Raw genomic sequence first — 13,469 nt, forward strand, 5'->3', positions numbered from 1 at the left:
CGTGCATCCGAGGCTGCCGCGGGTTGGACAATCCGCACGTGTCGGCGGCAGCCGGGCATTGCCCGCCGCCGCACCGAGGTCAACGCCTTTGCAGCCATTGGCCCGGAGCCTTACGGATGCGCGGGTTTCACTCGAACCAGGGACGGTAGATTTGTCGCGGCATCACATTCCGGTTGCGGGTCTTAATCGTCCGGGCGGGAACTCCACCAACGACTGTCCAAGCGTCCACATCCCTGGTGACAACGGCGCCCGCGGCAACGACGCATCCTTCGCCAAGAGTGACCCCCGGCAATATGGTGGCGCCGCTACAGATCCAGGCATAATCACCGATGCTGACCGGCGCTGCCCGGTCGGCATGGTGCGGAGAGTCCGGATCATGTTCCAAGGTCCATATCCGGACTTCCGGTGCGATGTCCACATAATCGCCGATCGTGAGCCGGGCGCCCCTGCCGTCGAGCACCACGCCCGCATTGATCACCGACCTACTGCCGATCTGGATGCGAAAGCCGCGCAGGCGTGTCCTCATGAGGATAGATGAGCCGGGTCCAACCTTGATAAAGAGCCGGTAAAAAAAAAGGCGAACAACGTGAAACGGGATACTGGCAACAAGGCTATTCAAAAATAAAATTACAAAATTTCTTGCAAATAGATAGGCCTGGCTCGTGGAGTGTCTTTCTCCATCTTTTGCTGATTTTCCTATCCACATTTTTATTTCCTTTTGTGCGTATCCCGTTGTGCATATCCGACGTGGGCAGGCTGTCCTGGTCGTTTCGCTCTATCGGTTCTTATGCGGGGTCAGAAGGATGAAAATAACGCCCAGAAAAAATCCGGCCAAGATGCCAATAAGTACAGAAAGTGGGAGCGATTTATTCACTAACTTCGCTTCCCGCATCGGCTCCTGGATGAACTGAAGCGGAAAAGTCGTTGCGCTGCGGGCGATGCTCACCGCCCTATACTGGTCAGCCAGGGTGGAGATGATGGCGGACCGGCTGGATGTGATATCGACGCGCGAAATTTCCTGTTCAAGGAAGCGGATATACTGTTCTTTCTCGGAAATTATACGATTCCGCACCACTTCCGACAGTTCAATCACCATAATCCGGAGAAACTCTTCCGCAAACTGTGGATCGCTCGAACGCATGCTCAGCTGGAAAACAGAAGATTCTGACTGTCTCACCAGTGTAATGCTGCCATCAATGAAATTAGAGAGGTCATAATAATTAACAGTCTCGCTTCTAGGAATGTTCAGCACGGCAGCAAGGGTGCTTTTAACGGCTTCCCCGACGCCATGTCGGGGTATCCATCGCTGGTTCTGTTCATCCCACCTTTTGGCGAAGATTTTCCTTAAAAAGTTGTGCTTGCTTTCCAGCCGAAGGGCGAATGCTGGGGAGGTCATCAGCGACTTGAACTGGTCAACCTCGGTGGAGGTGGTCGGCCCGCGAAGGAGGGAAAAAGACGAAGTCGCCTGATTGGAGCGGATAGCGCTAACCGGGTCCGAATTTTCCACCATCAGGGCTGTGATCCGATACTTTGGCGCCGACAAAGAAAGCTGAATAAGAGACAGGAGCAGTGCGCTTGCCATGGAAATAAGCAGAACCTTCCAACGCCGACGGATAATACGGGTCATCTGGTCCAGAAGATCCCCTTGGCTATCAACCGATCCATCGTGATAACGGCTATCGTGTAGCGTCAATTTATTTTCTCCCGTCAGAATATCCTGCTTAGCTTCAGGCTCTGCTATGGCGAAGGCATATTTTGTACGACCGGATTGTCCGAAAACCTAGCATAAGCCAGACAACCGGGCTACGAATTCCCATTGCCGCATGCTCCGCCCTTGCCGAGCAGAATATCGACGAGTGTTTCTGCCCGATGAAATGAGGCATAGGCAGGCGCCCGTGCCTGCGCCTGCGCCTCAAGTTCTGGCAGTCGCCGAACCGCGTCGATCACGGCTGCCCCAAAGGACTTTTCCCCATCGAACAGCACGGCGCCCGCATTGCTGGCTTGGCTGCCAAGCCAGCAATGGGTCGGGACGACGATCGGCTTGGCGGCAGCGATGGCTTGCACCAAGACGCCGGAACTCCGCGCCCTATATGCCTCCGGGCGATAAGGCAGAAGCACGATGTCGGCGGCCAGCAACAGACTCTGAAACTCCGGCGAGGTCAGAGGCTGGTCCAACAGTTTTACGCTCGGAAATCCGGCCAAGCGCATCCGGGCGGCCGTCACTTCCGGTTCCTCATAGCCTTTCGGGGCTACGGACTGGAAAAGGGCGCAATGGGGAATGCCGGCATCTTCCAGCGCTTGTACGGCCGACGGCAGGAGATCGAATCCTTTTTCTGCCCGCGGATTCCCGAGATAGACCAGCTTAAGGCCCGGTTCGGCGCGCCATTTCTGTAAACTGTCCAAATCCGGCTGTGGTTGCGGATAGGGAATGGGAAGAAGGTGGAAATCCACGGCCCCGGCTGCCGAAAGACGATAGTCGTCGCACAGTTCTTCCGTGTCGCAGTAGAAGCGGAAAGCCCTGAGGGTCGCGGGATCGGCTGCCATCCGGCGGAACAAGGCGGATATGCCGGGATAGCCGAGATCCGGCTGTTCCATTTCCGCCGCGTCTCGCCGGAGCACAATATGGAACTGTCCGGCCTGATAGGCCGGATTTGAGGCGACCGCCGACCAAACGATATGCAATTCGCACAGGCGGATCGTCGGAATGAAGACGTGAGTCTCCGGGCCGATGCCGACGCGGTCCAGGGCCGACTCAAATTCTTGCTGAAAGACGGCCATCTGGTCGGACCGCCGGGTCGGCGCCACTCCCTTGACCAGGCGATATACCCTGCGCAGCGCCTGAGCCAGGGGCACTTGAAGCGTTGCCGGAAGATGGCCAAGAAGATCCCGGACCCATCGTTTGGTCGGGTTGGTCTGGTCCCAGGCCATAGAGAACCAGGGATAGAGGTGTGCTCCGGGGAACGAGACCGTTGCGGAATCGCAGTCCTTGTTGGAGAAGACGGTGATCGACGCGGCACGTGCGTGGACGGCTTCGATCACGGAAAGATCATACTCGTAATAGTGACCGGACATTCCTCTAAGAGACTGATCCATCACAACAAAATTGACGACCATAACCTGTCCCCGCCCTAAGGCTTCTGCAGTTCGCTATTGTCCGATACGCCGACAGATGCCGTAAACCACGAAGGCAGCCCCAGAGGCAATATCGCGGAACTGGCGCCGATCAACATTGCCTGGGCGCGCTCCGGTCCGTGCCGGGCAGGAATCGTCCACCGTAGCCCCACCTCCGTACCGACCACCTGCGCCATTGTAGCCAATTGTCGTGGGTTCTAACGTTCATCCGTCAAGTCCGCAATCGAAATTCCCGTCCTGCGGGGGCTTGCAGCCCGGTCTGCGGCGATGAACAGAACGGCTGCTTCTTTATGTGGGGGCGACTTCAGTGAGCTGTTGTCGTCAACAAATTTGTGAAGATTTGTTGAAACAAACAGGGATGGCCAAATTTGTCTTGCTTGCGCGGATTGCCGCCAAGTAGGTCGCAGACGAAACGCGGCGCGATTTTGTCACTCAGGAGAGGTGTGGGCTTGACCATGGCAGGGGCGCTTGCGATAAGAAATCGTCGTCCCCGACGGGTACCTTCCGGGTTAATGATATGGATGCTTCGGGCAGGGGGACAACTTCCCTGGCGACGCCTCCCCGCTTGTTGCGTGCGATATTGAGGGGGTCATGCGCAATTGAATGAACTGGAATTCCGCAAGAGAAATCTAAATTGTTGGATATTTCTCTTTTGGGAGCATAAGATCCCACTCCGTTAAATCAAATAGCCTGCTGTTGGGGCGATGCTGTGGCCCGCGGCGGCTGGGTGACGGGCCGACTATAGATGAGGCGACATTGTGATCATTAGCCGAACCCCATTTCGCGTCTCTCTTTTTGGTGGTGGCACAGATCTTCCGCTTTGGTACCGCCGGCATGGTGGTGCGGTTCTCGGCATGGCGATCAACAAATATACCTACCTGACCCTCCGGCGGCTGCCTCCCTTTTTCGAACACAAGCACCGGATCGTCTATTCCCGCATCGAGCAGGTGCGCGAAAATTCCGAAATCGAGCATCCGGCCGTTCGGGCCGTGTTTGATGAGGTGGGGGTCAGCGAGGGGCTTGAGATTCATAATGACGCTGATCTTCCGGCGCGCTCGGGACTCGGGTCCAGTTCGGCCTTCACCGTCGGTCTGCTGAACGTCCTGGCGGCCCAGCGTGGTGTTCGCATGTCCAAGCAGCAGCTGGCCCTCGAAGCGATCCGCATCGAGCAGGACGTGATCGGCGAGGCCGTCGGATCGCAGGACCAGATCTGGGCCGCCTATGGAGGCTTCAATCGGATCGACTTCCAGGCGGACGGCTCCTTTGATGTTCGGCCGGTCGTCATGCCCTCGCAACGCATGGACGCTCTGCTCGGCTCGCTTATGCTGTTTTTCACCGGCTTCTCCCGGTTTGCGGCTCAGATCGAGCACAAGAAGATGGAGAATTTGGAGCAGAAGGAAAAACAGCTGCACGAGATCAGGGGATTGGTGGACGAGGCCGAGACCATCCTATGCCAGCCGGACCGTAGTCTGGACGAGTTGGGAGGGCTGTTGCATGAGGGCTGGATGCGCAAGCGGTCGCTGGCTGACGGGGTCAGCACGGGGAGCATCGACGAGATCTATGATGCCGCCCTGGGGGCCGGCGCCATTGGTGGCAAATTGCTGGGCGCTGGCGGCGGCGGTTTCATCCTGTTCTATGTTCCGCCGGAGAAACGCCAGTCGGTGCGCAAGCGCCTCTCCTCTCTGATCGAGGTCGATCTCGGCATCGATCGCACCGGCAGCACCATTGTGATGTATGAACCCAACGGCCTGCATCGCCGTTGAAGATCTGCAGGATTGGACACACCATGACGACCAAAGTGCTTGTAACTGGAGCCACCGGTTTCCTGGGGCGCCATGCGGTGCCGATCTTGCGCGCTGCCTATGGGCCGGATGCCGTGGTCGGTGTATCGTCGAAGGACTATAATCTGCTTGAACGCAGCCAGGTTCAAGCGATGTTCGACGATCATAAGCCGGAAGTGGTCGTGCATCTGGCCGCCTATTCAGGTGGAATCGGCATCAACCGGGCCAAGCCGGCCGATTTCTACTACATCAACACCATCCTGACCGCCCATGTGTTCGAAGCGGCCGCCCATCTCGGCGTGCGCAAGCTGCTGTATCCGTTCGGGGGTTGCTCCTACCCGGCGGATGCCACCAGCCCGATTGATGAAGGGCAGTTGTGGCGTGGATATCCGCAGCCGGACAGCGCCGGCTATTCCACAGCAAAGATGATGGGGTTGGTGGCGGCCCGGTCCTATCGGACCCAGTACGGGCTGAACGCGACGACGATCATCCCCGGGAACATGTATGGCGAGCATGATAATTTCCGCAAGGAAGAGAGCCATGTGGTTCCGGCCATGGTGCGGCGCTATTACGAGGCCATGCTGGAGAACAAGCCGTTTGTGGAGATGTGGGGGACCGGCAAGGCGCTGCGCGATTTCGTCTATGCTGGTGATGTGGCCCGCACCCTGCCTTTCTTTATCGACAGTTTCGACGAGAGCGGCCCGGTGAACGTTTCCAGCGGAACCAGCACCTCCATTCGCGAACTGGCGGAAACCATCGCCAAGCTGGTCGGCTTCCAGGGAGAGATCCGCTGGGATGCAACGAAACCGGAAGGCCAGCTGGTCAAGCTTTTTTCAGCCGATAAGCTGCATGGGTTGGGTCTGTCCTGCGCTACGTCCCTGGAGGATGGACTGCGCTCGACCATCCAGTGGTTCAACGCTCATTACGCCACTGCCGGAGATGGATTGCGCCTATGATCTATCTGATTGGCGGTAATGGCTTCGTCGGCAGTGGATGGGCCCGGCTGTTCGAGCGCCTGGGGCTGGAATTCCGGGTGCTGACCCGGGAGAATTTCGACACGTTCCGCGGGACAACCTGCGACATCCTGGTCAATGCCAACGGCAACTCAAAGAAGTTCCTGTCCGACCGGGAGCCGATGACCGATTTCGACCAATCGGTCCGCAGTGTGGCTGACTCCCTGCATGGGATCAGGGCCCGGCGTTATGTGTTCCTTTCATCCGGCGATGTCTATCCCCGGCAGGACAGGCCCAATGTCACCGGCGAGGATCAGGAGATCGATCTGGCTGCGTCCAGCCGCTATGGTCGGCACAAGCGTCTGGCGGAAATGCTGGTGCAGGCGGAGCATCCGGACTGGGTGATCTTCCGCATGGGTGGCTTCGTCGGTCCGGGCCTGCGGAAGAACGCCATTTTCGACATGCTGACGGGCGCACCGGTATGGCTGCATCCCGATTCCGAACTTCAGTTCATCGGAACCGATACGGCAGCCGAGATCGGCTGGTCCATCGTCCAGTCCGGTATCTCCCGAGAAGTTATCAATATGGGTGCATCGGGAACCGTGCGTCTGGGAGACGTGCATGCCCTGATTGGGTCATCCTCTCCATGGCGTGAGGGGGCATCTAAAGTGCGGTTCGAGCTCTCATTGTCGAAGTTGGCGAATTTGTCTCAAATCAAGGTGCCTGGAACCGAGATGGAAATTCGCGCTTTTCTTGAAAGAAAAACGCAATAAAAACCAAAGCCATTCGTGAGCAGTTGGAGGGGTGACATGTCTAGGTCTGTCTATCAAAGGGCATCGAACAAAATTCGGGGTATTTTTAATAAAATTACTGGGGTGTCGAAAATAAATCTAGATGGAGTTGATATTTTAATTGATAGGTCTGTTATTTCCCCAGCTATCATTGACTCTATCTATTTTGGTTCCTACGAAAGTACGGAGAGAAATAGTGTTGTGCCACTGATAAGAACAGACGATCGAGTCCTTGAAATCGGTGCCGGTATTGGATATTTGGCATGCGCTATTGCGCGTAATGCAAAGCCGAAAATGCATAAGATTATTGAGGCGAATCCAAAGCTCATCCCAGTTATTCAAAAAAATCTGAGAGCAAACAATGTAGAAGTTGATGTAGTCAATGCCGTTCTTGGTGATTCGGAACGGAAGGTTGACTTCTACATAGGCAGAGATTTTTGGGATGCATCCCTCGTTAAGGCGCCGTATCACACAGAATCTATACTGGTTGATATGATTGATGCGCGGAATTTCGTGCAGGATATCTCTCCTACTGTCCTGATCATGGACATCGAAGGCGGAGAAGCTCAGCTCCTCCCTTTGATTCCGCTTGATACTATACGTTTGGTTTGCATTGAGTTGCATCCAGATCAGATTGGATCCGGTTCTGTTACGAAGTTGATATCCTATGTTATCGCAGCCGGGTTCGATGTCGACCTGGGTAGCTGCGAAGGAACTGTGATGCTTTTCAAGCGCCATAACTCGTGAATATTGGAGAGACGGCAATGACAACAGTCAGCGCTTTTGTTATTAGTTATAATGTTGAAGATTACATTGGCAATTGCCTTCAATCTTTGTCCTGGTGCGATGAAATCGTTGTCGTTGACGTCTCTAGTACAGACGGGTCTGCTGAAATAGCTCGCCAGTATACAGAAAAAGTTTTCGTGCGACCGTTTGCTCCTATTGTTGAGCTGACGCGAGAATTCGCCTATGAGCAGACGACAGGGGACTGGGTCATCACACTTGATGCCGATGAAATCGTCGATGCAGATATGATACTTTGGATTAAACAATTCATCCTTGAGGATAAATATGATGGGGCCGCTTTGCTCCGGAAAAATTATATTTTCGGTAAATGGTCTCCCTATACCAGATACTGGCCGGATAATGTTCTCCGCCTCTTCAGGCGAGGTAAGGTCAAATTTTTGCCCGTAATTCATACTAACCCCGTTATTGAATCGGGAAAAATATACAAACAAAAGAAAGACGACATTGGTCGCATTCATCACTTCAACCAAGTTAATCTGTTCCAGTACATCGAGAAAATGAACAGATACACAGAAGTGGAATCTACCGGCGCAAAGCCGAAAAATCCACTTACAGTGCTATTCTATGTTTTGTACATTTTTACAAAAGAGTATATCCGGAATCAGGCTTATAGAGAGGGAATGTATGGATTTTGTGTTCACGCAATCACGGCCGTCTATTATTTAGTTCGTGAACTCAAGGTGTGGGAAGCCTCGAGAAACCTTGACGTTCCTGCGCATTACCAGAATGTTGCAGGCCAGATCATTTCTCATATAAAACAAAATCAAAAGAATGGGCGAGTTAAGAATAATGGATGAAAAGCTTCAGAAAAAATCTGTCGTGGCTGCGGGTGCGATGGGGGCTCGCGTCGTTATAACGGGTGTTGTTCAGGTCTTATCTCTTTTGGTTCTGTCAAAATTCCTATCTCCCAGAGATTTCGGTGTTTCATCTATTGCTATTACAGCGATGACTTATTTTTCGACATTTGGTGATCTTGGTCTTAACATTGGCATTGTCCGGTCTAGGGAAAAGATCGATGATCTTGCCCCTCTAGCCCTCACTCTTCAGATGATTGTTTGTTATGGCCTGTTTTCTCTCTATTGGATGTTTATATTTGTTTTTTCGTTTGACGCTGATAATGCGGTAATTGAATCAATAAATCTTGCCACTTTTGTATTGCTCATTCTTCCATTTAGAGGAATTTGGATCGCTCTTCTTGAGAGAGACCTTAAATATGGACGAGTTTCTTTTGCGGAGAGTTCGCAGGCGATTGTTGCGGGCGTTATTTCTTGTCTGGCAGCCTACTTTGGGGCAAAGCATTTGAGTATTGTTATCGGTCAGCTGTCCGGGTTCGTTGCGTGCGCCTTAATATTGTCTTTATTTAGGCCGTCTAAAATTTCTTTTTCTTTGAACATCGCTGAGCACAAGGCCTTTCTTAAGCTTGGCGGGGCATTCCAGTTGCAGATGTTGCTTAATCTTTCCAAAGAGCTCTGGCGCCCTATTGTTATTGGGGGAATACTAGGTGCGGAGGCGCTTGGGTATGTCGACTGGGCAAAGAAGCTCATACAGCAAATTGTCAGCATAGGCTATCAGGTTGGAAGAATAATAGTTCCAACAATGTCCAGGCTTCAAAATGGCTCGTCTATGCGCGATCAAGGAGAAAAATTGGAAGTTTGGACACCATCGCAAATGCTGTCTCAGTATATTCTATTTTCATCTATGATATTCTTTTCCGTCGTTTCAATAATATTGGCATATAGTCAAGAAATAATTTCAATTTTTTTTGGGCCAAAGTGGCTTCCCGCAGAGTATCTGATCATTATGTTTTGTTCAGATCTTATAAATGTTGCCATATCCTTGCCCCTGTACCAAGCATTGGTTTCCGTAATGTCGGCTAGGGTTGCGGTTAAAATTTCTGTTATCTTTCTTATCTCGGAGTGGGTCATTTCTGTTATCGCTCTCAAGTTTCTTGGGGTTCTGGGGGCGGGTGTGTCGTCAATCATTATTGGTGTATTTTTTCCGGTTCTTTATATATATCAATTGAAAATATCTGCCGGGTGGACGATAAATCCATATCGCCTTATATGGAAGTATCTGCTGGTTTCCATATTTGTAGGAATTTCATGGAGAATATTTCATAATGAGGCGGGTGATTTATTCGGTTTGTTCGTTGGGTGTTTTGGCGTTTTTCTGGTGAATTCTACGCTGGTCATGCTTGTAGATTCTAAAATCAGGGAAATTTTCAAGGTAATTTTTGCTAATATTTTGAAATCTTTATATTTTCAAAGGGGGTAAAATTTGCTTTTCAAGCATTAAATGTCAATGCCTGATTTTTTGCATTTCTAGCGGGTTTTATCTGGCGTTTTGTGGTGCGGAATGGAGGAAATGCTGATGCTTAATTTGAAAAAATTTCAAGAAGCTGCCGAGGTTCGTGATGAACTGAAGAGCTGGCTGCTGGATAAAGCCTTTCCCATCTGGTGGGAGCAGGGGGCCGACCATGCGCTGGGGGGGTTCCATGAGAAGATCGACCAGAGCGGACAGGCCGTGAACCTGCTGCGCCGTGGACGGGTGCAGCCGCGGCAGATCTATTCTTTCGCCATTGCCAAGGAAATGGGGTGGACCGGGCCGGCGCTGCAGGCGGTTCGGCATGGACTGGACTTCCTCCTGACCTATTATCCGCTGCCCGCGGGCGGTTACCGGACCCTTGTGGCACCGGGAGGAGCGCCTGCGGATGATTTCATTTCCTTGTATGATCAGGCCTTCATCCTGTTCGCCCTGGCTTCGGCCCACCGTGTCCTGGGCCGGGAGGCGGGCTTGGAGGCACGAGCCGTGGAACTGCGCGACTGGCTGCGGAGCAGTCGGGCGCATCCCCGCGCCGGCTTTGAGGAGACAGCACCTCCCACTCTGCCGCTCAAGTCGAATCCGCACATGCATCTGTTCGAAGCCAGTTTGGCCTGGGTGGAGGCCGGGGGGGATGGACACTGGCAGACCATGGCGGATGAGATCGCCGAATTGGCACTGACCCGCTTCATCGATCCAAGAACCGGTGTCCTGCGGGAATATTTCGATGCTGACTGGAAGCCCATTCCCGGTGACGAAGGCCGCCTGTTCGAACCGGGACACCAGTTCGAATGGGCTTGGCTCTTGCTGCGCTGGGGGCAGGCCAAAGGCCGGCAGGATGCGATGGATGCGGCTTTCCGGCTGATCGCCATTGGGGAGACCCATGGTATCGACCCGGTTCGTGGGGTGGCCTTCAATAGCCTGTTCGACGATTTCACCGTCCATGATTTCCAGGCTCGTCTCTGGCCACAGACCGAGCGGATCAAAGCCGGCGTACTGGCTGCAAGCCTGACCGGCAACGCCGATTATTGGCGGATGGCGTCGGCGGGCGCCCGTGGTTTGATGAAATATTTCAGCAATGCGGTGCCGGGGATCTGGTGGGATCGGCTGAATCCCGATAACAGCTTCGTGGCTGAGGCGGCGCCGGCAACCAGCCTTTATCACATCGTTTGCGCGGCCCACGAGTTGGACGTCTGGATCGAGAAAGCGATCAGGCCATAGCCCATCCTAATTTATCGATGCTGTAGGGGGCGGCCGCCCGCGGCGCAAGGGAGGGGGCGTCTGGTGCGCCGTCAGGCCATAGTAGCCCCGGTAGGCCTTGCCCCAGCGGTCACGGAAGCTGGTGTGGTAGAAGTTGCGGCTGATTTCCCGGTGTGCCGTGGACCGGTGCCGGCCGAGCGCCCGCGCGATCAGCGGGACCGGCATCTTGGCCTCCAGCATCTCCCCAATCCGGCGCCGCTCGCACAAGGTGATGTGGGAGTAGTGGGTTCCCATGCATACCTCCATCGCTCAACCCATTGAAAAGAAATGAAAGTCGCACTTCAAGTTTGAATCCACCCTCTTTATTCAGTTTTATGCGATAAGCATAATTATGAGAAATAATCGGTGACCGCCGCCTTGCCGATTCCAAATGGTTGCCGTCAGATTCCGGTAAGCCGGGGAATATCTGGTCTCATCGGAACCGAACCTGCCCGGACCAAGCATGGACGCGCCCATCCTATCCCTCGGTCTAGATGGTCAAGTGCTGGAGGCTGGGGGACACTGCGCATCGCTCCCCCCGACTTTCGTCGTGTGTCGGGCCGGAGTGCAGCGAGGTCTCCCATGGTCCGCCCCGTCTTGACGCCGGTCCGATCCCGTTCCGCCGACCGCTGCCGCCGTCCGGCCAGCGCCGTCCGGCCGTGCTGAGCCGGGCCATGGACCATTATTCCTCCCTTGTACCGCCGCTGGCTTCAGACGGACCGGCGGCCTGGCTCTACGACCCTGAAGCCCGCCGCATGCTCTGGGCCAATTCCGCCGCGTTGCGGCTGTGGGGCGTGTCCAGCCCGGCGGCGCTGCCGGCGCGTCGGGATCTGGCCGACAGCGTGCAGATGCGCCTGCACCAGCTTGCCGGCCCGGATGACGAACTGGTGGAGACCTGGACCGTGGCCGGTGCCACCGGACTCCGCCGTCTGCGGGTGCGGTCGCGCCTGCAGGCGCTGCCGGACGGGCGGCGGGCTTTGCTGCATGATCTGCTGCCGGCTGGTAACCTACCGGACCCGCCCGCGCCCGGTGCGCACGAGGCGGCCCGAGCGGTCGATGTCGTTCCCGCGTGTGCCGCTGCTCCGGATCCGGCCGGGACGTCCAAGGCGCGGGGGCCTGCCGACGCCCCCCCGCCCATGACCGCCGTGGCTCAGGCGATTGCTCTGGCCCTGTCCGGGCTGGCCGATCTGGCTACCGGGCCTGATCCGCTGCAGACGCCATCCGCTGCTCCCCCGGCCCCGTTCGCCCCCGCCGATCTGGCCGGCCCGCTGCGCACCCTGCTGCATCTGCTGGATGGTGACGACACTGCGGCCATGAAGCGCGGCGCGGACGGGGCCGAGGATCAGCCGGTGCGCGATCTGGTGGCCGATCTGGTGCGGCTGCTGGCCCCGGCCGCCCGGCGCCAGGGGGGCCGTCTGGTGCTGGAGGTGGGCAGCGGTGTGCCGCACCGGCTTGCGGTCAAGGCCGGCCCGCTGCGGCATCTGCTGCTGGTGCTGCTGTCCGCCCTGCTGCGCCAGGGGGGACGTGGTGCCGCCCTGCGCCTGGAGTATGAAGACGGGTTGCGGCTGACCATTCCGGGGCGGCCACCGCCCCTGCCGCGCGAGCTGGAGGCATTGCAGGCCGCGGCCGGGGCCACGGTCGAGGTCCTGCCCGACCGCATCGTCCTGCGCCTCAGTCCCGCCGATCCTCCATCCGGGTCATCCGCCGTGGCCGATGCTGCGGCGGCTCGACTTGCCGCACCGCCGGTCCGGCACCGGCAGGTACGGGTGCTGGTGGTCGATGACAATCCGGTCAACCGGCTGCTGCTGGCCACCCGGCTGCAGAAGGCCGGTCACACGGTGGAGACGGCGGACAGCGGCGAGGCGGCCCTCGCCGCCACCGCCGCCACCGGTTTCGACATCGTCTTCATGGATCTGCGCATGCCGGGCATGGACGGGCTCGAGGCGTCGCGGCAGATCCGTCAGCGCCCGGGTGGCGGCGCCCTGCGCATCGTCGGGGTCAGTGCCGACGGCTATCCCGGCCCGGACGGGGGCTGGTGCAGGGACGGCATGGATGCCTTCCTGGTCAAGCCTGTCTCGGCAGAGGATGTGGCCGCCCAGGTCGCTCTGGCCCTGGACCGGGACGCGGCGTGTCTGGACGCGGACGCCGTGGCCGCGCTGCGGGAGGCGCTGGGGCCGGATCAGCTGACGACGCTGATGGGCCTGTTGGCGGGTATGATCCGGCGCGAACTGCCATTCATCCGCCAGGCCGTGGCCGAGCGGCACCCGCCCGCCCTGCATTCCCTGCGCGGCGCCGCCGCCAATCTCGGTGCGCTGCGTTTCGCCACGGCGCTGCGTGCCCTTGGGGAAGCCGATCCCGACAGCCGCCCCGGCCTGCTCTGCCGTCTCGACTGCGAGGCCGAACGTCTGCTGCGGAGCCTGGAGCCCGGTTGACGAGGCCGACCCCGG

The 13,469-nt window shown here is 56.6% G+C and carries 11 protein-coding genes and 1 pseudogene; 8 read left to right on the forward strand and 4 right to left on the reverse strand.

What is annotated here, in order from left to right; genetic code table 11:
• Positions 1 to 127: 127 nt before the first annotated feature.
• The 3 genes from DK368_RS10075 to DK368_RS10085 form a co-directional block, all read right to left on the reverse strand.
• The gene (locus tag DK368_RS10075) at positions 128 to 706 is read right to left on the reverse strand and encodes an acyltransferase (protein WP_205028135.1); all 579 of its coding nucleotides are present in this window, start codon (positions 704 to 706) and stop codon (positions 128 to 130) included.
• Between the two features lie 69 nt (positions 707 to 775).
• Positions 776 to 1,627 carry a GumC domain-containing protein gene (locus tag DK368_RS10080; protein WP_114393826.1) on the reverse strand — a complete coding sequence of 284 codons (852 nt, stop codon included), beginning with the start codon at positions 1,625 to 1,627 and terminating at the stop codon, positions 776 to 778.
• A 176-nt stretch (positions 1,628 to 1,803) separates the two neighbouring features.
• Positions 1,804 to 3,114, reverse strand: a complete 1,311-nt coding sequence (locus DK368_RS10085) for a glycosyltransferase family protein (RefSeq protein ID WP_114393827.1) — start codon at positions 3,112 to 3,114, stop codon at positions 1,804 to 1,806.
• Positions 3,115 to 3,986: 872 nt separating this feature from the next.
• Here DK368_RS10085 and DK368_RS10090 point away from each other — a divergent pair.
• The 7 genes from DK368_RS10090 to DK368_RS10120 all read left to right on the forward strand — a co-directional run bounded on the left by DK368_RS10090 (position 3,987) and on the right by DK368_RS10120 (position 11,004).
• A complete protein-coding gene (locus DK368_RS10090; protein ID WP_240002427.1) occupies positions 3,987 to 4,895 on the forward strand; it encodes a GHMP family kinase ATP-binding protein in 909 nt (302 codons plus the stop codon).
• A gap of 23 nt (positions 4,896 to 4,918) precedes the next feature.
• Entirely contained in the window at positions 4,919 to 5,869 is a 951-nt protein-coding gene (locus DK368_RS10095) for a GDP-L-fucose synthase family protein (RefSeq protein WP_114393829.1), read from the forward strand.
• A complete protein-coding gene (locus DK368_RS10100) occupies positions 5,866 to 6,639 on the forward strand; it encodes an NAD-dependent epimerase/dehydratase family protein (protein WP_114393830.1) in 774 nt (257 codons plus the stop codon). The genes DK368_RS10095 and DK368_RS10100 overlap by 4 nt, the downstream gene beginning before the upstream one ends.
• 36 nt (positions 6,640 to 6,675) lie before the next feature.
• Entirely contained in the window at positions 6,676 to 7,404 is a 729-nt protein-coding gene (locus DK368_RS10105; protein WP_114393831.1) for an FkbM family methyltransferase, read from the forward strand.
• A 17-nt stretch (positions 7,405 to 7,421) separates the two neighbouring features.
• A complete protein-coding gene (locus DK368_RS10110; RefSeq protein ID WP_114393832.1) occupies positions 7,422 to 8,261 on the forward strand; it encodes a glycosyltransferase family 2 protein in 840 nt (279 codons plus the stop codon).
• Positions 8,254 to 9,738, forward strand: a complete 1,485-nt coding sequence (locus tag DK368_RS10115) for an oligosaccharide flippase family protein (protein WP_162305967.1) — start codon at positions 8,254 to 8,256, stop codon at positions 9,736 to 9,738. The genes DK368_RS10110 and DK368_RS10115 overlap by 8 nt, the downstream gene beginning before the upstream one ends.
• A 90-nt stretch (positions 9,739 to 9,828) precedes the next feature.
• The gene (locus DK368_RS10120; RefSeq protein ID WP_205028136.1) at positions 9,829 to 11,004 is read left to right on the forward strand and encodes an AGE family epimerase/isomerase; all 1,176 of its coding nucleotides are present in this window, start codon (positions 9,829 to 9,831) and stop codon (positions 11,002 to 11,004) included.
• A 60-nt stretch (positions 11,005 to 11,064) separates the two neighbouring features.
• Here DK368_RS10120 and DK368_RS10125 read toward each other — a convergent pair.
• Positions 11,065 to 11,277: pseudogene (locus DK368_RS10125) on the reverse strand (helix-turn-helix domain-containing protein); the annotation flags it as partial.
• Positions 11,278 to 11,696: 419 nt separating this feature from the next.
• Here DK368_RS10125 and DK368_RS10130 point away from each other — a divergent pair.
• Positions 11,697 to 13,454 (forward strand): response regulator, encoded by a 1,758-nt coding sequence (locus tag DK368_RS10130; protein WP_155524539.1) that lies wholly within the window; start codon positions 11,697 to 11,699, stop codon positions 13,452 to 13,454.
• Positions 13,455 to 13,469 lie beyond the last annotated feature (15 nt).

Source organism: Oleisolibacter albus, assembly GCF_003336875.1.
Lineage (GTDB): Bacteria > Pseudomonadota > Alphaproteobacteria > Azospirillales > Azospirillaceae > Niveispirillum > Niveispirillum album.